The following is a 22,281-nucleotide window of genomic DNA, read 5'->3' on the forward strand; positions in this document are numbered from 1 at the left end:
TTAATTATGGATTACGGAACATACAGAGGCATTTTAACTCTGGTAATTTTAGTACTATTTATTGTCATTGTTGTGTGGGCATATAGCAAGCGTAGTAAAACTCGTTTTAAAGACGCCGCTAATGTCATCTTTGAAGATGAGAAAAAACACAACGATACAATCTCTAACGAGGAAAAGGGGTCTGAGAAATGACTAGCTTTTGGAGTATATGGGTTATTGTATTAACCCTTGCATGCTTATTTATCATTTTTGGCTTACTAGTGTGGAATTTAACAAACTACACTGGTGTTAAAGAAGGTGAAAGCTGCGGGCACGAATTTGATGGTATTGAAGAACTAAATAATCCGCTACCTAAGTGGTGGACTTACATGTTCTTTGCAACATTTGTATGGTCAGTTTACTACTTAGCAGCATACCCAGGTTTAGGTAATTGGGAAGGTATTGCTAAATGGAGTAGCTCTAACCAAGGTATTACCTCTTTAGCTGAATCTAAAAAAGCAGTTGAAGAAGCCAAAGCGAATGGTGAATTTGTAAAGCTTGATAAAGAATATGAAGCTGCAGATGAGCGTTTTGGTCCTATTTTTGCCGCTTATGCTCAGCAAGATATCGAAACGCTTGTTACTGATGAAAAAGCACTGGAAATTGGCCAGCGTTTATTCGCACAAAACTGTTCGCAGTGTCATGGTTCTGATGCCCGTGGTGGTCAAGGCTTCCCTAACCTAACTGATAAAGATTGGTTGTACGGTGGCACGCCAGATAAAATCAAAGAAACACTGTTACATGGTCGTATTGCTGCAATGCCACCTTGGGGTGCTGCATTGGGTGAGCAAGGCGTTAAAGAAATGACTGCTCATGTACTAAGTTTATCAGGTCGTACCGTTAACCAAAAAGACGCAGCCGCAGGTGCAGCTAAGTTTGCAATGTGTGCCGCGTGTCATGGTGCTGATGGTAAAGGTTCAGTTGCACATAATTTACCGTTTGGTGCACCTAACTTAACTGATAACATCTGGCTATATGGTGGTTCTCAACGTGCTGTTGAAGAAACACTTAACAACGGTCGTGCCGGTGTTATGCCAGCTTGGAAAGACATTTTAGGTGAAGAAAAAATTCATCTATTAACTGCATACGTTTATAGTTTATCGCAAGATAAATAACTAAAACGTTAATAGAATGTTTATATTTTAATGTTTTAATTCAATAGATTAATTCAGATCAAAAAAGCCTCCATCTGGAGGCTTTTTTTTAGTTTTTTCAACTTAAATCCTATAAAATGCCCTTATCGTAAACTAATTAAGTGTATTTATGACCCCTACTCCTTGGTATAAAAATTTCTGGCCGTGGTTCTTAATCTTTTTTCCGCTAGTTGCCATCATTGGTTGTATTTCCCTTTTTATAACTGCGATCGGCAATGGTCCTGATATGGTGGTTGATGATTACTATAAAAAAGGCAAAGCAATTAACTTAGAACTGAGCAAATTCGAGAAAGCTAAAGCGTTATATTTACATGGTGACTTGCTAATCGAAGCTGATAAAGTCAGCTTTAAATTCAATAAGGGGGACACCAGTAATATCCACTCATTAAAACTATCGTTTTATCACCGAACGATTCAGGCTCATGACTTTAGTACTCATTTAACCCCAAATGCGAATGGTGAATTTACAGCAATTGTCGAACCATATACTGATGGTGCTTATACTGTATTTATTGAGCCGATAGACGGTAGCTGGAAATTAAAAGAAAACATCACTTTGCCAAGTGAGCAAAGTATTGCCATAAGTCCTGAATATAAGTAGTCACCCCATCATGTCTAATAACTGCTTTCATTGCCTTGAAAGTGTACCATCGGGTTTTAACGCTACTGTTGTTATAGACGGTAGCGCGCAACCGATGTGTTGCATAGGCTGTCAAACCGTTGCCGAGACGATTGTTGCTCAAGGCATGACCGATTATTATAAATTCAGAACCGTGCGCGCTGGTAAAGTAGAACAGCTAGTTCCTGAGCAATTAGCATTTATTAGTAGTTACGATAACCCAGATATTCAAGACGAGTTTATTTCTCAAACCAACGATATCAGTGAAGTGTTATTGACCGTTGAAGGGATCACTTGCGCTGCCTGTGCATGGTTGATTGAAAGGCAACTGTTAAACATACCCGCAATCAAACGCGTTGACGTAAATACATCAACAAACCGCGCGATGATCCAATGGCATAAAGATCAGACACCATTAAGCGACATTATCAAATCGTTATTAGAAATTGGCTACAAGGCCTACCCGTTTCAAGTCGATGTTGAAGCAAGTCAAAAGCAGCTAGTTGCTAAAGCGTATATACGCAGGCTCGGCGTAGCAGGCTTAATGACCATGCAAGTGATGATGTTTGCTTTCGCCATGTACTTTGGCATGTTTTCTGGCATGGAAGAAAGCTTTGAACAGTATTTTCGATGGATCAGCTTAATACTCGCTTCACCGGTTATTTTATACAGTGCTATGCCCTTTTTAACCAATGCAATTAATGGCTTAAAAGCCAAGCAGTTAAACATGGATCTTCCTGTATCCCTGGCTATTTTTGGCGCATATGGCGCAAGTAGTTACGCCACAGTGATGGCCGTGGGCGAAGTGTATTTTGAATCAATTTGTATGTTCACCTTCTTATTATTGCTAGGTAAATATTTAGAGTTTAGGGCTCGACTGAAAGCCAGTGAGTTTACTGCTAACTTACAAAAGTTATTACCACTTACAGCCCGTACTTTGGATGAAAACGGCCACGAACATATTATTGCAGCTAAAAAATTAAAACTCGGTGACAGAGTCTTAATTAAAGCCGGGGAAACAATTCCAGCAGATGGTGTTATTTGCACTGGCAGCACCACCGTTGATGAAGCAATGATGACAGGTGAGCATTTACCAGTTAATAAGTACATCGATCATCAAGTTTTTGCCGGTACCGTAAATCATGATGGTGTAATTGAAATTCTTATCAACAAAATTGGTCAAAACACTCTTTTAAACCAAATAATTAAACTGCAGCACAGTGCGCTTGCCACCCGTCCTAAACTGGTGGAAATCACCGACAAAGTGGCACAATGGTTTGTTGCCTGTTTGCTGGTATTTGCCTCACTTACCGCCATCGGCTGGTATCAAGTTGACCCTGAACATGCCTTTTGGATCACCATTGCGGTCCTTGTTGCAACTTGCCCATGTGCGCTAAGTTTAGCAATTCCAACCGCCTTAACCTGCGCGGTGGCTACCTTAACCCGCAAAGGGATACTCATTAAGCAGTCTCATGTGCTAGAAACACTACCACAATTAACGCGCGTTGCTTTTGATAAAACAGGCACGTTAACACAGGGGCGTTTTAGCCTAGATGCTGTGGACTTATTAGCAAATTCTTTATCTAAAAAACAGATTTTGGCTCTTGCAGCGCAACTTGAAAGTTACTCCGAACACCCTATAGCGACTGCATTTAATGAGTTTACACCCGCACAGCGCGACTTAACGAATATTAGAATTCTTCCTGGCTGTGGCATCACCGGTGAAGATAACAATCATAACTATGCAATTGGTAAAAGTGGTTGGTTCAACAGTAAAAAAAGTAATGCTCAAGCAACGTTCTACATTGATCAACAACCAGTTGCTAATTTTTACTTTGTAGATGAAGTGAAAAGTAATGCGGCAAACTTAATCACCTCTTTGCAACAGCAAGGCTTAACCTGTCACATGCTAACTGGGGACGCCTCAAATGCAGGGCAACAAATTGCTAAGAAGCTCAAACTTGATAGCTTTAAAGTAGGCTGTCTACCAGAGGATAAACAAAGCGAAGTGAAGCTGTGGTCAAGCCAAGGTGAAATCGTGGCAATGGTAGGAGATGGTGTCAACGACAGTCCAGTGTTTAATAGCGCGCATTTATCTATCGCAATGGAAACCGGCGCTGATATTTCCAAAAACACCGCCGATGTGGTATTACTCAATAGTGATTTAGCCGCTATCGAGCATTTATTAACGGTATCGAAAAAAACACGCCGAATAATAAAGCAAAATTTAGCGCTTTCATTGCTCTATAATGGTTCAATCTTACCGCTTGCGGCATTAGGCCTAGTTGCACCTTGGATGGCTGTGATTGGGATGTCTGCCAGTTCCATCATTGTGATCAGTAACTCACTAAGGTTATTAAAATTATGAGTATAATTTATATTCTAGTTCCAATTGCTATTTTATTTGTACTGATCGCGATTGGGGTGTTTTTTTGGGCCGTTCGCGGTGAACAATTTTCAGATTTAAACAAACAAGGTCACAGCATTTTGTTTGAAGATGATAAAGAGCAGCACAAAAAAAGTAATGATTGACCCCTTATTTTTCAGCGCTTTTATCATGGGCCTTATTGGCAGCGGACATTGCATCGCAATGTGTGGTGGTATTGCCAGCTCCTTACAATTAGCTACAGATAAAACCCGGCCATTGCAGTACTCCATTGCGTATAACATCGGTCGTGCCGGCAGTTATATGCTCGCAGGGGCGCTCGTTGCTGGGATCAGCAGCCATTTTGCCACCCAAAGTCATTGGTTCGCGTTAATTTTAGCGTTTTTAAGTGGCCTGTTTATGATTTTGGTTGGCTTGTATATCATGCGGTTAGGCGCAAGCTTACAATGGCTGGAATCGCTAGGGAAAACCTTGGTGTGGCAGCACTTGGTAAAACTAAATCGTTTTATAATGCCAATCAACTCATTACCAAAAGCAATAGCTTATGGCGCATTATGGGGTTGGTTACCCTGTGGTTTAGTTTATTCAGCGCTAACCTGGGCGATGACCAGCAACACAGCCCTTGATGGCGCTCTAGTCATGCTATTTTTCGCGCTTGGTACGTTTCCCGCGATGTTAAGTATCGGCATGGGCGCACAAGTATTACATAAAGTATTAAATCACCCATGGGCACGAATAGCACTGGGCAGTGTACTTATTTGGTACGGGATTTATTTACTTATCATTGCAACTGACAAGCTGCTGCATTAATCTTAACAAATTAATGTGACAACATTTAATGGACTGAACTAATGGATTTATATCAAAACAAAGCCAAAAATAATTGCACAATCAGCTGCAATGACTGCAGCATAAGTCAACTGTGCTTACCTTTTACCCTCAATGGGCAAGAAATGGATAAACTTGATGAAATCATTGAGCGTAAAAAACCATTACATAAAGGGGATTTTCTTTTTGAATCAGGAGCGCCACTGAACGCTATTTTTGCTGTTCGTTCTGGTTCATTTAAGTCCTACACCCTTTCAGAGCAAGGTGACGAACAAATTACTGGCTTTCATCTCGCAGGAGATTTAATCGGCTTTGATGCAATAAATAAAATGGCACACCAAAGCTTTTCTCAAGCGCTCGAAACCTCAATGGTATGCGAAATTCCATTTGAAACACTTGATGATCTAGCGGGTAAATTACCAAAACTACGCCAGCAGATTATGCGCCTGATGAGCAGTGAAATTAACTACGACCAAGAAATGTTTTTGTCACTGAATAAAAAATCAGCCGAAGAGCGCTTAGCTAGTTTTATCTACAACTTGTCAAATCGCTTTGGCGAACGCGGGTTTTCTCGTAAAGAGTTTCGCTTTACCATGACCCGGGGTGAAATTGGTAATTACCTTGGTTTAACCGTTGAAACGATTAGTCGTTTACTGAGTCGTTTTCAAAAAGCTGCTTTAATAAAAGTGGAAGGTAAATTTATCACTATTCTAGATAGTGATGGGTTATCCGCAGCTGCAGCAATTCACCCAAAATAAACTTGATCTAGCGCAACAAGTTGTTAGCTGTTACTTTAACTACTCACGTTATACGTTACACTCTAGCTATAAAGTAGTTAAAGGAGCAGCTTATGAACACCATCAAACAAATACTCGCCATTATTGATCCAACCGCTGAGTCTCAGCATGGTTTATCTCGCTCTATCGAATTAGCCAAAAAGTCCGGTGCCAGTATCACCGCTTTTATGAGCATTTATGATTTTTCCTATGAGATGACGACCATGCTCTCTGGCGATGAGCGCGAGGCAATGCGCAATGCCGTCGTTAAAGACCGTCAGTTATGGCTGGATGAAATTTTGCAACATTACCCAGACGTCGATATTAACAGCCAAGTGGTTTGGCATAATCGCACTTATGAAGCGATCATCGATACGGTAATAGACCAACAGTTTGATTTGGTTGTAAAAGGAACTCACCAGCACGATACACTTAAGTCAGTAATTTTTACTCCAACCGATTGGCATTTAATTCGTAAATGCCCAGCCCCGGTATTATTGGTAAAAGAGCACGCTTGGCCTTCGCAGGGTAATATTTTAGCTGCTGTTAACGCTGTAAGTGAAAACCAACAGCACCTTGATTTAAACCATCGTATTATTCAAGATGCGCAGTTTTTATGTGAACTGGCTAACGCAAGCCTTAGTATCGTTAACGCCTATCCTGCGACACCGGTAAACATTGCAATTGAAATCCCTGAGTTTAACCCCAGTATTTATAACGAGTCGGTTAAAAAACACCATATAGAATCAACCCATGAGTTAGCAGCTAGTCATCAAATCGCCCAGCAAAACTGTGTCATAGAAGAAGGTTTACCAGAGGACGTGATCCCGGATGTAGCAAAGCGCCTTAATAGTGAATTAGTGGTAATTGGTACGGTTGGCCGCACTGGATTAAGTGCAGCCTTAGTAGGTAACACCGCAGAGCATGTCATTGACAGCCTTGATTGTGACGTATTAGCCTTAAAACCCGATGGCTATGTGAGCCCGCTGGCAAAAGATTAAATAAATTTTGTTGATTGAAACTTTAGGCATATAATACGCCCCTTTATTTTACCCATAGTTCTAAAGGGGGCGTAATGTCGCATTCTGTTCAAGCCAAAGCTCAACATAGCTTATCTAAGTTACAAAAACGCTTACGTCGTCAAACCGGTCAAGCGGTGATGGACTTCAATATGATTGAAGAAGGCGACCGTATCATGGTGTGCCTCTCTGGTGGAAAAGACAGTTATACTCTACTTGACATGCTGCAGCATTTACAGCGTGTTGCACCTATTAAATTTGATTTGTTTGTTGTTAACCTTGATCAAAAGCAACCAGGCTTTCCTGAACATGTATTGCCAGCATATTTAGACACTCAGAATATTGAATACAAAATTGTTGAAGAAGACACCTACAGTATAGTGACTGATATTATTCCTGAAGGTAAAACAACCTGTTCGCTATGCTCACGCTTACGTCGCGGCATTTTATATCGTACCGCAAATGAAATGGGGGCCACTAAAATCGCCTTAGGTCATCATCGCGACGATATGATCGAAACCCTATTCTTAAATATGTTTTATGGTGGCAAACTAAAAAGCATGCCAGCTAAATTAATGAGCGATAACGGCGAGCACATGGTAATTCGTCCATTAGCCTACTGTAAAGAAACAGATATTGAACAATATGCTATCAGCCAAGCATACCCTATCATTCCATGTAATCTGTGTGGCTCACAAGAAAATCTGCAACGCAAACATACCAAAGCGATGCTTGCACAGTGGGATATTGAGCACCCTGGTCGTATTGAGAGTATTTTTACTGCAATGCAAAATGTTGTGCCTTCGCATCTAGCAGATAATGAGTTATTTGATTTCACCAACTTAAAAACCGGTGAAGTAATTGATGGCGGCGATATAGCGCTTGATAAACCAGACATACCAAAACAATCTGTACTTAACGATGATGAAACAGCTGATGTTGTGACAATTAATTTAAGTTAACAAATTAACTTAAAGAATAACAATGCCGCGTATATCGCGGCATTTTTGTTTTTCGTTGATAAAGTCAGTTACGGCATATCCATCAACGCTTGGCTTTGCTCATCGACCTTAACTTGATAGTTTTCATGTCTTAAACCAAGTAACTGCGGTAACGTTGCAGCAATACAAATTGACGATAATGTTCCCACAACAATTCCTACAAATAGTGCGATAGAAAACCCCTGTAACGGCGCACCAGCCAATAACCACACACTCGCCACTGTTGCAAGAGTAGTGCCTGAGGTGATCAAAGTACGGGTCAAAGTGCTCTTAATTGATTCATTGATCACCGTATTCACGCTAGCTTGTTGTGTTGTGGAATCTAAGCGCAGTAGCTCGCGTACCCTGTCCCCGACAATAATTGAATCATTTAATGAATAACCAATGATTGCCAGTAAACTCGCTAACACGGTTAAGTTAAAATCAAGCTGTAACCATGCAAATAAACCAACTACCACCACCACGTCATGCATTAAAGCCACAACCGATCCCAACGCTAAACGCCACTCAAAGCGTAGCGCTAAATAAATCATCACGGCAACCATTGCCGCAAATAATGCCAAACAGCCTTGTTCAAATAATTCATCGCCAACTTGAGAGCCTAAGTAAGAAGATGACAACACTTCAGCACCCAATGTCTCATCTTGCGTAAGCGTTGCTAACCAAGGCGATGTACTGGCTTGCTCTGCCTCTCTTAACTGAAAGTGCTGGCTAGATTGAGCGCTTAAGGTAAAGTCATCATGGTGATAATAACTAATTTTTTTCGCCAGCTCAGCCTCACTAATTGGCACTGCAGTGGTAAACTCAGTTAAATAGCCACCAGTAAAATCAAGGCCGAAATTCAATCCTTTTGTAGCAACCCCTATTACAGAGAGCAGCACTAGTAGGATAGATAAAACCAACCCCGATAAACGTAAGCGGGTTGTGGTGCTCATTTTTTCATTTGAATTGCTCATGCGCGAGCTCCTCGCTTATTTGCCAATTTTAAATACAAAGTCTGACTCAACGCCTTAGAAACATACACCCCGGTAAATACGCTAGTTATTAGCCCTAACGCCAGCGTAATTGCAAAGCCTTTGATTGGCCCATAGCCAATACCATATAAAATAATTGCCGTGATCATAGTGGTAATATTAGCATCAAAAATTGTCGCAAATGCTTGTTGGTAGCCCTGCTCTATCGCTTGATATGGTGCTCGGCCTTTACGGCGCTCTTCTTTGATCCGCTCAAAAATAATAACATTAGTATCAACAGCCATTCCGATTGTCAGTACCAGCCCGGCGATGCCCGGTAAAGTTAGCACCACGCCAGGCAGCAGTGACATTAATCCTACTAAAGCTGTTAAATTCAATAATAAGGCAATATTTGCCACCAGCCCTAAACGGCGATACCACAGCGCCATAAAGGCTAATGTAATACCCATTCCCAACATTAAGGCCGCGAGCCCATTATGTATGTTATCTGCGCCCAAGCTTGGCCCAATGGTTTGTTCTTGTACGATTGTCACCGGCGCAGTTAATGAACCTGCACGTAATAGCAATGCTAAATCCTGCGCCGCTTGTGGACTTTGCATATTAGTAATACTAAATTGGCTACTCAAATGTTGAGCTATATTGGCAACATTAATCACTTCACTTTTTTTAACTACTTCACCTTTGACATTTTTATAATATTCAGAATACACCGTTGCCATTGGTTTACCGATATTACGTTTTGAAAATGCTGACATCGCCTCGCCACCTTGGCTATCAAGGCTAAGTTGCACTAGCGGCTTGCCCCATTCATCGCGCCCTGCATGGGCATTATTGATGTGTTGTCCCGAAAAAATAGCAATTGGGTCTAAATTGATCGAGCCACCATTTTGCAGGTTAAAGGTTTTTCCGCCGATTTCTTTAAGCTGATAAAAATCAAGCGACGCTGTTGCACCTATAATACGTTTTGCTTCACTTGGATCTTGTACACCGGGTAACTCAATACGAATACGTTGTTTACCTTGGCGCTGGGTAACTGCTTCAGTAATGCCTAATTCTTCAATACGGCCTCTTAAAGTGGTTAAGGTTTGACTCATTACTTCTTTATCAAACGCATTACTACCTTGTTCACTAAAACTAAATGCAACCGTTGTTAGATTACCCTGTGAATGCGCAGTTGCCATTAAACGCTCAAAACGCTTTAGAACATTCGCCTGTACTGCGGCTAAGTCACTTTTAGCAGCAGGCAACGCGTGTAATTCAAAACCATGGGCATTTTTTTGTACACGAACACCTCTGGCTTTTTCATCACGAATAATTGTTTTAGTTTGTTCATACGCACTATCAAGTTGCTCTTGTTGCGCTTTCACTAAATCAACATCTAATACAAATAACACACCACCATTAAGATCAAGACCTAATTTTATAGGTGCTAATCCTAAGCTTTGTAACCAATCGGGACTTGTTTGATGCGTGACTATTTTTGCATTCAACTGCGTAAATTCACTTTTTAACGCTTGTTGCGCTGCGGCACTTTTGGTTGGCTCTTGTAGTAACACATTTAATGAAAGGCTGTTTTGCGCCACTTGAATTGATTGCTCAACCAGAAACCCATGTTGATTTAAAAAATCAATAACAGATTTTTGCGAAGGAGTATTCGCTAGTAACTGCTGTGAATGTGGCTGGCTCTGCGTTGTACTCAGATGCAGCCACGATTTTGCTGGATATAAATTTGGTAAGGCACTGATAGCTAATAATACCAGCGCCAAAAACATCGCCATATAGCTTATTTTAAAACGCTGTAGCTGCGGTTTTTTTGATGAATTTTTTAACATATTGCTTCCTTTAAACCAATGCAAGCATCGGTTTCTCGCCTCATAGGCGCAGTAATTTATTTGCTTTAGTTGAATGACTAAAACATCGAAAAAATTAGTAGGAAGAGTTAACTGAAGTAAGTAAGTACTGCACGGTATTGTAAGTTGGCGTCTTTCCAACCACTAATCCGTGATTTTTTACCTTCGTAGGCTACAAACCAAGGTAATGTTATTGGCGGTTCAAGGGGTTGTAAGTAAAGTTGGCGCGCAAGGCTAGGTACAAAAAACTCAAATATTGCCACATAACTTGGCTCAACTTGGCTTTGATACAGAAATAACGATGAATTACTCGCTGAAAAGCGTGGCTGTAAAGACTCAAACCCCGCGCCTTCTGTTTGTTGATCAGCCGCCGTAATTGGTATCTTCTTGATAAAAGGGGTGCTATCTGATACTGAAGTATCAAATACCTTAACCTCTAAAACACTCAAATCAGATAACATCGCCGACTGAAAAAAAGCGGTAGGCTGGCTCACATTAGTCTCAGCGTTGCTCACAGCATTAGCCTGCACACTAAAAAGTGCAGTAAACAGCAGTAATACAGTAAGGACTAAGCGAAAACGGATCATTTTATTATCTAAATAGTAAGCTGGTATTATAAATGGGGAGTAATTGCCCTATTTCAATAGCTAATTTGCAATTGAACAAAAAAAACCGCAAGTAAAACTACTTACGGCCAAAAATCACAGTCGATAATTAAGCGACTTCAAGTGAGGACATGTCAATGACATAACGATGAGACAAATCACCTTCTTTTAAGCGTTCAAAAGCCTGATTAATATCTGCCATGTTGATCATCTCTACTTCCGGTAAAATATTATGCAGCGCACAGAAATTAAGAATTTCTTGAGTTTGTGCAATACCACCAATCAAAGAGCCAGCCACGCGGCGACGCCCCAATAATAATGGCACCGAGTTTGATTCAGCCATCTCACCCACTTGTCCGACTAATACTTGAGTACCATCAATATCTAATAGGGGCATATAAGGGGTAAAGTCATGCTTAACTGGAATAGTATTAATGATCACATCAAACTGATTAGCGTATGCTTTCATGGCTTGTTCGTCTTTAGATACCAGTAAACCTTCAGCACCATATTCCAACGCTTGCTGTTTTTTATCATCTGATCGACTAATAGCTGTCACATGGGCACCCATTGCCGCTGCGATTTTAATTGCCATATGGCCTAACCCACCTAAGCCAATAACGCCAACTCGGCTTCCAGGCCCGACATTAAAAGTACGTAGCGGCGAATAAGTGGTAATACCCGCGCATAAAATTGGCGCACACTTAGCAAGATCAAGTGATTCTGGAACGTTTAAAACAAACTCTTCGCGCACTACAATGTGTTTGGCGTAGCCACCTTTGGTTGATTCACCAGTGATACGATCTTTTCCTGAATAAGTTCCGACCATGCCTTCGCGACAAAATTGCTCTTCGCCTTTGTGGCATTGGTCACACTCAAGGCAGCTATCAACCATACAACCAACTGCTACATTATCGCCAACTTTGTATTTAGTCACTTTGCTGCCAACCTCATCGACACGACCGACAATCTCATGTCCTGGTATAATTGGGTAACTAGTACCACCCCAATCATTATTTACGGTATGTAGATCTGAATGGCACACCCCGCAATATAAGATTTCAATCGCAACATCTTCATCGCGCAAATCGCGTCTTTCAAAATGAAATGGCTCTAATGGCGTATTAGCTTGATTTGCTGCGTATCCGATAGTTTTCATCTGCTTTCCCTTCTTTGTTAAAAACTGAGTTTAATTAACCACTCTAAAACATTGTCTTAAGCTGCCTAAACTGTACTATGTGCTGTTAGTAGTATAGCCCTAGATACAAACTGTTAAAGTTTATACTCTAGGCTACTAGAAAAAGTTTAATGCAGACTTAATAGAGTTAGAGAAAATATGCGCGGAATGGGTAAACAAGAAGCAATAAAACATCATGATGCGATGAATTTAAAGCAAAGCATTGTCACCTTGTGGCCTTACTTAGTTGCTTTTAAAGGCCGTGTAACACTTGCAACACTGGCATTGATCGCCGCAAAGGGTGCCACTTTATTGATGCCATGGGCGCTGAAAGAAATAATCGACAGTGTTGATCCAAGTTTACAAAATATAGTCATCGTACCCATAGCTTTACTGTTACTGTATGGCGGACTACGTTTTGCGAGTGTGTTTTTTGGTGAAGTACGTGATGCGTTGTTTGGTCGTGTAACTGAACATGCTATGCGCCATATTGGCCTAAAAGTATTTAATCACCTACACAGCCTTGAGTTGTCGTTTCATCTTGATAGGCAAACTGGCGGCATTAGCCGTGATATAGAGCGTGGCACCAGTGGCTTAAGCTTCTTAATGCGCTTTTTAATGTTCAATATTGTGCCAACTTTATTTGAAATAGCCGTAGTTGCGATTATTTTTGCAACTTTATTTTCGCCGTGGTTTGCCGTAGTTACCCTGCTTGCAGTGGCTTTATATATTACCTTCACGGTTGTTGTAACACAGTGGCGCAACCGCTTTATTCGCGAAGCAAACCAAGCCGACAATAATAGTAATAGCCGTGCTATTGACAGCTTACTTAATTATGAAACCGTTAAATATTTTAATAATGAAAAGCATGAAGCACAAACTTATGATGGTTTTTTAGCTAGTTGGGAGCAAGCCCGGCTTAAAAACCGCTTATCGTTGCTTGCCCTTAATTCAGGTCAAGCCTTGATCATAGCAGCAGCGATCACCGCCTTAATGTGGCTTGCTAGTATTGAAGTGGTTAAAGGCACACTCTCTATTGGTGAGTTGGTAATGATCAACGCCTATATGATCCAATTATTTTTACCGCTCAATTTTTTAGGCTTTGTTTATCGAGAAATTCGCCGCGCCTTAACCGACCTTGAAAATATGCTCGGACTATTAACCCGTAAACCACTCATTTCAGATAAAGCAAATGCACAACAGCTCAATATACAACACGCTGATATAGAATTTAAAAACGTTAACTTTGGCTACCATCCATCAAGACCTATCATTAAGCAGCTTAGTTTTTCTATTAAAGCAGGCAGCAAAGTCGCGGTGGTGGGCGCCAGCGGTGCAGGAAAAAGCACCCTAGCCCGTTTACTGTATCGCTTTTATGATATTGACAGCGGTGAAATACATATTGATGGTCAACAACTTACTAGCGTCACACTCAACAGCTTGCGACAAGCGATTGCCATTGTGCCACAAGATACTGTGTTATTTAATACCAGCATTCGCGACAACATTGCTTATGGCCGTCCAGATGCTACAGCACAAGACATTGATAATGCTATTAATATGGCGCATTTACGCAGCTTTATTGATAGTTTAGATAAAGGTGATCAAACCCTCGTTGGTGAACGAGGTTTAAAAGTTTCAGGCGGTGAAAAACAACGCATTGCCATAGCCCGAGCCATTTTAAAACGCTCCCCTATTATCATTTTTGACGAAGCAACATCAGCGCTAGACTCTCATTCCGAGCAAGCAATATTAAAAGCCATGTCTGCACTAGCCTCTAATCATACCAGTTTAGTTATTGCCCATCGCTTATCAACAATAACAGATGCAGATACGATTATTGTGCTCAAAGAGGGCCAGCTGATCGAGCAAGGTAAACATGATGAGTTACTTACCCTCAATGGTGAATACGCGCGCATGTGGGAACTTCAACAAAAAACAGCATAAACATGGAGACTCATCTTCGGCGCGGGATACACACTGTATGTCGCGTTGCTTGTTGTTTCACCTAACTGAGAAGTAATTCACCTCAAAAGTTTGTCTGTTTTTAGGTTATCAATAACAATCCGAGTTAGAAAAACGTGAGATAAAAATAATTAAATTACATTCAGGGAAATCCAATGAAGAAAACACTTATTGCAGCAACACTTGCTGCCACATTTCTGACCGGCTGTTCAGAGCCTAAAACAACACAAGCGCAACAGCAGCCTAGTGCCGAAACCCAGACAGCAAAAGCTGAATTAGGTAGCTTTGGGGTAGATTTAACAGCCCGTAATGAAGCCATAAAACCAGGTGATGACTTTTTCATGTACGCCAGTGGCACATGGTATGACAACTACGTTATGCCTGCCGATAAAACTCGCTACGGTGCATTTGCAGGATTGGCAGAGCGCAGCGAAGAGCGTGTTAAGGCAATTATTGAAGAGATCGCAGCCCGAAAAGATTTAAATACTGAAGAAAAGTTAGTTGCCGATTTCTATAACGCGTATATGGATACCGATACCCTTAATAAGCTTGGTGTGTCGCCAATTAAACCACTACTAACGGAAATTAGTAACGTTTCATCAACCGATGATCTAACCAAATTGTTTGGCCAATCGTGGTTAACGGGCGTTAACTCGCCTATTGGTGGTGGCATGTGGTTTAACCGCTTAGACCCAAATAAATATGAAATGTCATTAGGTGCTGGCGGCTTAGGTTTACCAGATCGTTCTTACTACCTTGAAGATTCAGAACGTTTTGTTAAAACTCGTACTGCTTATGTAGCCCATATTGCCGACATGCTTAAATTTGCAGGTGTTGACAATACAACTGAACGTGCTGAGGCAATTTTAGCCCTTGAAACCAAAATAGCACAAGGCCAGTGGCCACGAGAAAAACGTCGTAACCGCGACCTTACCCTAAATCAAATCGAACGCAGCGAGCTGAGCTCTAGCTATCCTGATTTTAATTGGGATCTGTATTTTGAACAAACAGGATACCAAGTACCACAGTTAAATGTATCGCAACCAGAGCCGATCAAAGCCATGATTGCATTGATCAATCAAGAAGATGTTACTGTATGGAAAGATTACTTAACCTATCACGCACTAAGCTCTAATGCAGAGCTACTGTCTGAAGATGTATTCAATACTAACTTCGCATTTTACGGAAAAGAGCTAAATGGCCAGCAAGAGCCTCGCCCACGCTGGAAACGCGCTATCAGCCAAATGTCGAGCACTGATTCATTAGGTTTTGCCATTGGTAAAGTGTATGTAGCACGCTACTTCCCTGAATCATCAAAACAACAAATGTCAGCATTGGTAGAAAACCTGCGAACAGCTCTGGGCGAACGTATTGACAACCTAGACTGGATGGGAGCAGAAACGAAAGTAAATGCCCGCGCTAAACTCGCTGCGTTTGTGCCTAAAATTGGCTATCCCGATGTATGGCAATCATTTGATGGTTTAAGCATAAGTAGCAATGATTTGATGGGCAACATCAAAAATACCCGCGAGTTTTTCCGAGCTGAAAGCGCTGCAAAAGAATTGCAAAAAACCGACCGTAACCGCTGGGGCATGACACCACAACGTGTTAACGCTTACTACAACAGTTCGTTTAACGAAATTGTATTCCCTGCAGCAATTCTACAACCACCATTTTTCGATCCTAATGCCGATCCGGCAGTAAACTATGGTGGCATTGGTGCCGTGATTGGTCATGAAATGGGCCATGGTTTTGACGATCAAGGCTCTAAATCAGATGCTAACGGCGTACAACGTAACTGGTGGACAGATGCCGATCGTGCTGCATTTGATGCCAAAGCCGACCAACTTGCTGCACAATACAGTCAATACGAGCCAATCCCTGGTAACTTCGTTAATGGTCGTAATAGCTTAGGTGAAAACATCGGTGACGTGGGTGGGTTAGCAATGGCTTATCACGCTTACAAACTCAGCCTAAACGGTAAAGAAGCGCCTATTATTGACGGCCTTACGGGCGATCAACGGTTCTTCCTAGCCTGGGCACAAGTATGGAAAGAAAAACGCACTGAGCAAAGCATGTTAAACCAGCTTCGTGGTGGCACACATGCACCCGGTCGCTTTAGAGCACAAGCACCACGTAACCACGATGCATGGTACAAAGCATTCAATGTACAACCGGGTGATGCCTTGTATTTACCAGAAGATCAACGCGTACGTATTTGGTAATAACCCGATACATTTCGATTGAAAATATAACCCGCAACTGCGGGTTATATTTTTTGTGCTGCTTGCTCACTCAAAGCAACTTTAATTCCCACTGAATTCTGTATTTCCAAGCGAGTTGGGTATAGAATACGGCACTACAAAATTTATACTTTTAAAAACATATTTAAGGCGAAACGCAGATGGGAAGAGCTTACCAAAACAAAAAAGATTCAATGGCTAAGACTGCGGGTGCTAAAACTAAAGTTTACTCAAAGTACGGTAAAGAAATTTATATTTGCGCAAAAAATGGTGGTATTGATCCCGATGGCAACCTATCGCTACGTCGTTTAATTGAACGCGCTAAAAAAGATCAAGTACCAGCACACGTAATTGACCGCGCAATTGATAAAGCCAAAGGCGGCGGCGGTGAAGACTACTCAGCAACTCGTTACGAAGGCTATGGCCCTGGTAACTGCATGATCATTGTTGATTGCTTAACTGACAACAACAAACGTACCTTTGCTGATGTACGTGTATGTTTTACTAAAGCAAACGCTAAAATTGGTGCACAAAACTCGGTATCTCACTTATTTGATCATTTAGCTATTTTTGTATTTGATGGCGATGATGACGAAGCCGTGCTTGAAGCACTAATGATGGCTGACGTTGATGTTACTGACGTAGAAGTTGAAGCCGGCAAAGTCACTGTTTTTGCTCCGCATACTGAGTACAACAACACCCGTACCGCACTTGAAGAAATGGGCGTTACTGAGTTTGATGAAGATTTGATCTCTTTTGTGCCGCAAGTTGAAGCACCCATTGCAGGCGAAGACGTAGAAGTAATGGAACGCTTTTTAGCGATGCTTGAAGATTGTGACGACGTACAAAACGTGTACCACAACGCACAATTTTAATTTTATTGACTAAAATTATGACTAAGGCCAACTTGATTGGCCTTTTTATTTTCTTATTGTTAAACCCCTAAATAAATGGATTTGTATTTTGAATACCGTTGAACAGCTTCGTAGTGGTAAATTAGCTGGCACTAAACGTTTACAACTAGTTGAAGAGCTAACCACATTCCCAGACGAAATTTTTACCCTTGCAGATACCCTCGAAGTACTCGATTTATCAAATAATAATTTATCTGATTTGCCCGACGAATTTGCTAGTTTAACTAAATTAAAGCGGGTGTTTTTATCATTCAATCAGTTCCAGCATATTCCTGCTGTATTGGCAAAATGCCCTTCCCTTATTATGATTGCATTTAAAGGCAATAAAATCAGTGAATTTGCCGAGCATAGTTTGCCGCTTTCGACACAATGGTTAATTTTAACTGACAACCATATTGAACAATTGCCAGACTCTTTTGGTGAACTTACGCAACTGCGTAAACTTGCCCTTGCTGGTAATCGACTAACGACTTTGCCACACAGCATGCAGCAGTGCCAAGCGCTTGAACTCGTGCGTTTATCTGCGAATAACTTAACTGATGTTAATGACTGGCTGTTTGAATTACCAAAACTCAGTTGGCTGGCTTTTGCAGGCAATGACTTTAATAAAGCACAAAGTTTACAACAAGTTCAATTAGCAGCCGTACAACTAAACGAGTTTTCACTTGTTGAAAAAATTGGTGAAGGTGCGTCTGGGATTATTCACTTAGCACAGTGGCAGCACAATAATGTGGCGTTAAAACTGTTTAAAGGCGCGATCACCAGTGATGGCTATCCACTTGATGAAGTAAACTGTTGCTTGCAAGCGGGCGAACATAAAAACCTAATAAACGTTCTCGCCTATATCGATAACCCAGAGCAACTTGGTCTGGTTATGGAGCTTATCAGCAAGGACTATCAAAACCTCGGCTTACCGCCGTCACTTGATACTTGCACCCGCGATACCTTTTTTGAGCATACACAGTTTACTGCTCACGCCATTAAACACATAGCTAAGCAAATGGTCAGCACCCTTGCCCACTTACATATCAATAACGTAAGTCATGGCGATGTATATGCGCACAACACCATGATAAACGATGAATACACAGTATTGTTTGGTGACTTTGGCGCAGCAACTAACTTAGACTCTCTGACCGACTATCAGCGCCAACAAATGCAGCGTATTGAAGTCAGAGCGATTGGCTGCTTAATTGATGATTTACTGAGCGTGTGTTCTGAAGTTACGAGCGATGCAACACAGTTAACAACACTTGCTCAACAATGTATGAATGAAGATATGAGCCAACGACCAACTCTTAAAGCACTAATAGAAAAACTATAACTTTTATGCGCGACTCTACCTCTGAGTCGTGCTTTACCGCCTTGCTTTGCTACATAGCTATAAAATAAAACTGAATATAAATAAGCCTTGGTCTACTTATATGGCTTTCGTGTCTGGTATGCTTTTATACTATCAGTAACTTTACTGAGCTTTGGTCAAACTAATTCACCCAAAGCTCAGTTGGTTAATAAAATAGCGTTAATCAAGCGTTATTGTAATGACTTCGTTGGCAAATTCGCTATACACCACAAGGTGTTTTTCAGAAATAGTCTCAAAATGAAAGTCTTTCATTGAATAACTTTCCCATGACACATCATCTTTGAGCAAATACTCTTTATCCGCTGATAGGGCCCACAGCTGCCCCGTTGATTGATTAGATGACGCATCACCTACATAAACCAATATATAGCCTTGTTCACTCACAATAGGAGTTATTTTTTTAGTATTACTTCGTGCATAACTCGCAATTGTGCGCCATGTTTCATTATAAACTCTGATCGGTTGAGTGGTATTTAACCGTGATTGCAACTGCAATTCAGACTGCTCTGTATCAGCCTTACGTAAATATTTAAGCACGGCATATTTTATCGATGCTGTCTCTACAAAATCACCCGCTAGTAAAGTATCTAAGTCGCCGCCAATCCAATCAGGAGTTGTTTGTCTTAACGCGGTTAAATCGAATGCAGTACTTGTCTCTACTTGTTCTCGTGTGAATTTAAACTGTTCAATACCACTGTCTTGGTTTGTAAATAAGAACTGGTTATTACCATTTTGCCAAATAGTAGCATTGCGTACATTATTCAATGAAAACACAGCGTCATCGCGCGCACTTGGTATGACGTCCATTACATTTATAAGCAACTGCTCATCAGTACCAAAACCTAGACCAAAAGTGATGTCATCATATTCAAAAAATGGTGTATGACTAAATGTACTGATCTGCTTACTCAATACAGTTCTCCCTCGGATCTGAGCATTTATGATCTGTATATACGATTTTGATGAAACCTCATTATTATCTTCAAGCGCTAGATAAAGGTCTTGATTATTCGCAATAAATTCACTTTTCAAAACCCCATTGTTGATTAGGTTAGATACAGCTTTCCATTTACCACTTTGCCAACTATAAACACCATCAGGAAAAGACGTTAATGCAAATAGTTTACCGCCTGAAATAGCTAAACTTGAAGCGTTAATATCATGGACTTTATAATTACCTAATTGGCCATTATTAAAAGAGGCTGAGTGTAATTTGTATTGCGTAGAGGCGCCTTCAGTAATAAACCAAACTTGCTCATCAAACCATAAATATTCAGATTCAATTAACCGCTCTTTGTCGGGGTTATCAAACAATAATTGCTGTTCTTGTTCACTAAACACCAAATACAATTTACGTTTTTCATACACCACAATATAAGGACGGCAAGCTACTTTAAACTTAAGATTAGAGGAGTCATCAACTTCACAAATCTGTGGCCCGCCAAGCGCTGTAATTTCAGGCTCAATCATTGTAAGTGGTGGAACCGAGACTGGAGAGTCTTTTAACTGAATACTTTGCTCGCCATAACGAATAGTTACAGGGTATGAATAAGGGGTTGTTTGTGCAAAACTCGCCTGAGAAGATACACATTTAACAGCAAGGCTATAATTCAACGTTGTTGTATTGCTCAGCTGTGTGTCGCACGTGATACTTTCTGGTATAGCTAATAAGGTTGGTTGTACAAATGTTTTTGACGTTGCGCTCAGTTCAATAACCTTGTCTGCAGTAAGCTTCGCTTTGTTATCCATCCATGACACTTCAAGTCCTGCGGCAACACCATTGGCTGTTATTTTGAGCGTAAACGTTTGCTCTGAAATAGCAGGTGGCTTTGTATCTTGACTGTCTCCAGAAGAGCCACCGCATCCACTTGCGGCTAAAATAGATAAGCTCACTAAAAATGATTTAAATTGCAAAATAGAATCCTTGTGTTTAATTAGTTTCAAAAAAGTCGCTACTAATACATATTCCTTCAGTTATCAATTATTACTACTAGTACCTTTTTTAGCAATATATTTTTGGTTATTATCTGTCCATACCAATACTCGATAAAATATGATCACTATCGAAAACACTAAATTGAAAGGATTCCCATATCGCGACTATTTTTGCTTTTTAAACGGAAACAGCTGCTGTTTTAACATCCCAGTTGGTACATAGTCCCCGACTACGCCATAAGCTTCTGGCCATTCTTGTTGGCCTTTTACGGCCGTGCCAAAAACATAATCTAAGAATGAAAAGTGCGCAGCATAATTACGGTCAATGGCCGCTTTATCTGAAGAGTGATGCCAATGATGAAACTGTGGCGTAACCAATAAATATTTCAACCAACCAAATTTCACCCGTACATTGGCATGGTTAAATACCGCCTGAAAACCCACGATTATCACATATAAGCTGATCACTTGCTGCGAAAAACCCAGCACGAAAATAGGCGTAAGTACTAAACTGCGCGTCACTAAAATTTCTAAAATGTGCTGGCGAGAGCCTGCAAGCCAGTCCATTTCTTTTGCACTGTGATGAATACCATGAAAACGCCATAAATAAGGCACTTCATGATAAGCGCGGTGTACAAAGTACTGCATCAAATCAGCGACTAAAATAATTAACAGCACTTGCAATATAAAAGGTAATTGACTGATGTAGCCCTGCACAGTGCTTGACACTGCCCAACCAAAACCATAGTGCACAAAGTGATTAGTCACTAATAACACAAACCCAATAATCAAATGGTTAACAAAAAAGTGGTTTAGATCACCGCGCCATTCACTGCGTAATATCTTTTGTTCTTTGCGGTGCGGTAACAGCTTTTCAATGAGAATAAATATTAAGGTTGAGCCCAATAAATCTAATATAAACCAGTCTAGGCCTATATAGGGGGTGTTATCAGCAAAATCATTCACCTCAACATTAGGGCCGCCAAACGCAATGGCCAGCACAATAAAAAACCACGCAGTTGCACCTAAACGTTTATTTTTGTTACGTACAAAGTTAAGTAACCCCAAACTACCGGCCACGATAAGCGCACCAAACATCAGTTGACGTAAAAATTCGACACTGTAGCTCTTTCTCAGTTCCGGTGTGGTTAAATATTCTGGAAAATGAAAGGCGAGCACGCCTAAACAAGACAGCATCGCTAAAAAGCAGCCGATATAACCGCTAATATTACCTTCACCTATTTGTAGGTGGTTAGTACGAAACAGGTGAGTTTTTAGAGTATTTTTCATTAGTAATTCCTTTTATATCAATCGTGTTAAGTTACTGACCATTTATAGCGACAGATAAATACAGTGATAACAAGGCGTAAATTTTGACATGTAGTTGTTCTACTTGAAAAAATTATAACGCAGTTAGCGCTTTATTTAGCTCG

19 protein-coding genes are annotated in these 22,281 nt (G+C 40.8%); 13 read left to right on the forward strand and 6 right to left on the reverse strand.

The features are described 5' to 3' along the window. The first annotated feature begins 6 nt into the window (after nucleotides 1-6). From H5158_RS13570 to ttcA, 9 genes are all read left to right on the forward strand, one after another. Nucleotides 7-192, forward strand: coding sequence for a cbb3-type cytochrome c oxidase subunit 3 (locus H5158_RS13570; protein WP_064667100.1), 186 nt, complete (start codon nucleotides 7-9; stop codon nucleotides 190-192). After that, on the forward strand, nucleotides 189-1,154 hold the full coding sequence (gene ccoP, locus H5158_RS13575; RefSeq protein WP_182718575.1) for a cytochrome-c oxidase, cbb3-type subunit III: 966 nt from the start codon (nucleotides 189-191) through the stop codon (nucleotides 1,152-1,154). Before H5158_RS13570 ends, ccoP begins: the two co-directional genes overlap by 4 nt. 148 nt (nucleotides 1,155-1,302) lie before the next feature. Then, the gene (locus H5158_RS13580; RefSeq protein WP_182718574.1) at nucleotides 1,303-1,794 is read left to right on the forward strand and encodes a FixH family protein; all 492 of its coding nucleotides are present in this window, start codon (nucleotides 1,303-1,305) and stop codon (nucleotides 1,792-1,794) included. Between the two features lie 10 nt (nucleotides 1,795-1,804). Further along, a complete protein-coding gene (locus tag H5158_RS13585; protein WP_182740241.1) occupies nucleotides 1,805-4,180 on the forward strand; it encodes a heavy metal translocating P-type ATPase in 2,376 nt (791 codons plus the stop codon). After that, a complete protein-coding gene (gene ccoS, locus H5158_RS13590) occupies nucleotides 4,177-4,344 on the forward strand; it encodes a cbb3-type cytochrome oxidase assembly protein CcoS (protein ID WP_145233504.1) in 168 nt (55 codons plus the stop codon). The genes H5158_RS13585 and ccoS overlap by 4 nt, the downstream gene beginning before the upstream one ends. Further along, nucleotides 4,337-5,008 carry a sulfite exporter TauE/SafE family protein gene (locus tag H5158_RS13595; RefSeq protein ID WP_182740242.1) on the forward strand — a complete coding sequence of 224 codons (672 nt, stop codon included), beginning with the start codon at nucleotides 4,337-4,339 and terminating at the stop codon, nucleotides 5,006-5,008. Before ccoS ends, H5158_RS13595 begins: the two co-directional genes overlap by 8 nt. 41 nt (nucleotides 5,009-5,049) lie before the next feature. Then, nucleotides 5,050-5,784 (forward strand): FNR family transcription factor, encoded by a 735-nt coding sequence (locus tag H5158_RS13600; protein WP_145233499.1) that lies wholly within the window; start codon nucleotides 5,050-5,052, stop codon nucleotides 5,782-5,784. Between the two features lie 92 nt (nucleotides 5,785-5,876). Beyond that, nucleotides 5,877-6,803 carry a universal stress protein UspE gene (gene uspE, locus H5158_RS13605; RefSeq protein WP_182731414.1) on the forward strand — a complete coding sequence of 309 codons (927 nt, stop codon included), beginning with the start codon at nucleotides 5,877-5,879 and terminating at the stop codon, nucleotides 6,801-6,803. Nucleotides 6,804-6,877: 74 nt separating this feature from the next. Then, complete coding sequence (ttcA, locus tag H5158_RS13610) at nucleotides 6,878-7,783, forward strand: tRNA 2-thiocytidine(32) synthetase TtcA (protein WP_182718570.1); 906 nt, start codon at nucleotides 6,878-6,880, stop codon at nucleotides 7,781-7,783. Between the two features lie 68 nt (nucleotides 7,784-7,851). Here the strand turns inward: ttcA and secF are convergent, their stop codons facing one another. The 4 genes from secF to H5158_RS13630 form a co-directional block, all read right to left on the reverse strand. Beyond that, nucleotides 7,852-8,778 carry a protein translocase subunit SecF gene (gene secF / locus H5158_RS13615; RefSeq protein ID WP_149982401.1) on the reverse strand — a complete coding sequence of 309 codons (927 nt, stop codon included), beginning with the start codon at nucleotides 8,776-8,778 and terminating at the stop codon, nucleotides 7,852-7,854. Beyond that, nucleotides 8,775-10,628 carry a protein translocase subunit SecD gene (secD, locus tag H5158_RS13620; RefSeq protein ID WP_182740243.1) on the reverse strand — a complete coding sequence of 618 codons (1,854 nt, stop codon included), beginning with the start codon at nucleotides 10,626-10,628 and terminating at the stop codon, nucleotides 8,775-8,777. The genes secF and secD overlap by 4 nt, the downstream gene beginning before the upstream one ends. A gap of 107 nt (nucleotides 10,629-10,735) precedes the next feature. After that, on the reverse strand, nucleotides 10,736-11,233 hold the full coding sequence (locus tag H5158_RS13625) for a hypothetical protein (protein ID WP_182740244.1): 498 nt from the start codon (nucleotides 11,231-11,233) through the stop codon (nucleotides 10,736-10,738). A gap of 127 nt (nucleotides 11,234-11,360) precedes the next feature. Next, a complete protein-coding gene (locus H5158_RS13630) occupies nucleotides 11,361-12,410 on the reverse strand; it encodes an NAD(P)-dependent alcohol dehydrogenase (protein WP_182718567.1) in 1,050 nt (349 codons plus the stop codon). Between the two features lie 222 nt (nucleotides 12,411-12,632). On the opposite strand from H5158_RS13630, the gene H5158_RS13635 reads away from it, so the two are divergent. The 4 genes from H5158_RS13635 to H5158_RS13650 all read left to right on the forward strand — a co-directional run bounded on the left by H5158_RS13635 (nucleotide 12,633) and on the right by H5158_RS13650 (nucleotide 18,874). Beyond that, a complete protein-coding gene (locus tag H5158_RS13635) occupies nucleotides 12,633-14,375 on the forward strand; it encodes an ABC transporter ATP-binding protein/permease (protein WP_182740248.1) in 1,743 nt (580 codons plus the stop codon). Between the two features lie 173 nt (nucleotides 14,376-14,548). Continuing rightward, entirely contained in the window at nucleotides 14,549-16,618 is a 2,070-nt protein-coding gene (locus H5158_RS13640; protein ID WP_182718566.1) for a M13 family metallopeptidase, read from the forward strand. 179 nt (nucleotides 16,619-16,797) lie between these two features. Next, entirely contained in the window at nucleotides 16,798-17,511 is a 714-nt protein-coding gene (locus tag H5158_RS13645) for a YebC/PmpR family DNA-binding transcriptional regulator (protein ID WP_145233481.1), read from the forward strand. Between the two features lie 88 nt (nucleotides 17,512-17,599). Then, the gene (locus tag H5158_RS13650; RefSeq protein WP_182718565.1) at nucleotides 17,600-18,874 is read left to right on the forward strand and encodes a leucine-rich repeat-containing protein kinase family protein; all 1,275 of its coding nucleotides are present in this window, start codon (nucleotides 17,600-17,602) and stop codon (nucleotides 18,872-18,874) included. Nucleotides 18,875-19,072: 198 nt separating this feature from the next. On the opposite strand, the gene H5158_RS13655 is transcribed toward H5158_RS13650, so the two are convergent. Together H5158_RS13655 and H5158_RS13660 are read right to left on the reverse strand one after the other, a co-directional pair. After that, the gene (locus tag H5158_RS13655) at nucleotides 19,073-20,827 is read right to left on the reverse strand and encodes a hypothetical protein (RefSeq protein ID WP_182740245.1); all 1,755 of its coding nucleotides are present in this window, start codon (nucleotides 20,825-20,827) and stop codon (nucleotides 19,073-19,075) included. A gap of 186 nt (nucleotides 20,828-21,013) precedes the next feature. Continuing rightward, nucleotides 21,014-22,138: a sterol desaturase family protein gene (locus tag H5158_RS13660; protein ID WP_149982407.1), complete on the reverse strand. Its 1,125-nt coding sequence runs from the start codon at nucleotides 22,136-22,138 to the stop codon at nucleotides 21,014-21,016. Nucleotides 22,139-22,281 lie beyond the last annotated feature (143 nt).

The sequence above is a fragment of the Pseudoalteromonas sp. SR45-6 genome (assembly GCF_014163545.1).
GTDB classification, from domain to species: Bacteria; Pseudomonadota; Gammaproteobacteria; order Enterobacterales; family Alteromonadaceae; genus Pseudoalteromonas; species Pseudoalteromonas rhizosphaerae.

What these genes read in the sequence shown, in the direction of transcription:
- uspE (WP_182731414.1), top strand. Translation starts at nt 5,877, where the DNA reads ATGAACACCATCAAACAAATACTCGCCATTATTGATCCAACCGCTGAG.
- ccoS (WP_145233504.1), top strand. Translation starts at nt 4,177, where the DNA reads ATGAGTATAATTTATATTCTAGTTCCAATTGCTATTTTATTTGTACTG.
- H5158_RS13570 (WP_064667100.1), top strand. Translation starts at nt 7, where the DNA reads ATGGATTACGGAACATACAGAGGCATTTTAACTCTGGTAATTTTAGTA.
- H5158_RS13635 (WP_182740248.1), top strand. Translation starts at nt 12,633, where the DNA reads ATGAATTTAAAGCAAAGCATTGTCACCTTGTGGCCTTACTTAGTTGCT.
- secF (WP_149982401.1), bottom strand. Translation starts at nt 8,778, where the DNA reads ATGAGCAATTCAAATGAAAAAATGAGCACCACAACCCGCTTACGTTTA.
- ttcA (WP_182718570.1), top strand. Translation starts at nt 6,878, where the DNA reads ATGTCGCATTCTGTTCAAGCCAAAGCTCAACATAGCTTATCTAAGTTA.
- H5158_RS13580 (WP_182718574.1), top strand. Translation starts at nt 1,303, where the DNA reads ATGACCCCTACTCCTTGGTATAAAAATTTCTGGCCGTGGTTCTTAATC.
- H5158_RS13660 (WP_149982407.1), bottom strand. Translation starts at nt 22,138, where the DNA reads ATGAAAAATACTCTAAAAACTCACCTGTTTCGTACTAACCACCTACAA.
- H5158_RS13645 (WP_145233481.1), top strand. Translation starts at nt 16,798, where the DNA reads ATGGGAAGAGCTTACCAAAACAAAAAAGATTCAATGGCTAAGACTGCG.
- H5158_RS13640 (WP_182718566.1), top strand. Translation starts at nt 14,549, where the DNA reads ATGAAGAAAACACTTATTGCAGCAACACTTGCTGCCACATTTCTGACC.
- H5158_RS13595 (WP_182740242.1), top strand. Translation starts at nt 4,337, where the DNA reads ATGATTGACCCCTTATTTTTCAGCGCTTTTATCATGGGCCTTATTGGC.
- ccoP (WP_182718575.1), top strand. Translation starts at nt 189, where the DNA reads ATGACTAGCTTTTGGAGTATATGGGTTATTGTATTAACCCTTGCATGC.
- H5158_RS13630 (WP_182718567.1), bottom strand. Translation starts at nt 12,410, where the DNA reads ATGAAAACTATCGGATACGCAGCAAATCAAGCTAATACGCCATTAGAG.
- H5158_RS13600 (WP_145233499.1), top strand. Translation starts at nt 5,050, where the DNA reads ATGGATTTATATCAAAACAAAGCCAAAAATAATTGCACAATCAGCTGC.
- H5158_RS13585 (WP_182740241.1), top strand. Translation starts at nt 1,805, where the DNA reads ATGTCTAATAACTGCTTTCATTGCCTTGAAAGTGTACCATCGGGTTTT.
- H5158_RS13625 (WP_182740244.1), bottom strand. Translation starts at nt 11,233, where the DNA reads ATGATCCGTTTTCGCTTAGTCCTTACTGTATTACTGCTGTTTACTGCA.
- secD (WP_182740243.1), bottom strand. Translation starts at nt 10,628, where the DNA reads ATGTTAAAAAATTCATCAAAAAAACCGCAGCTACAGCGTTTTAAAATA.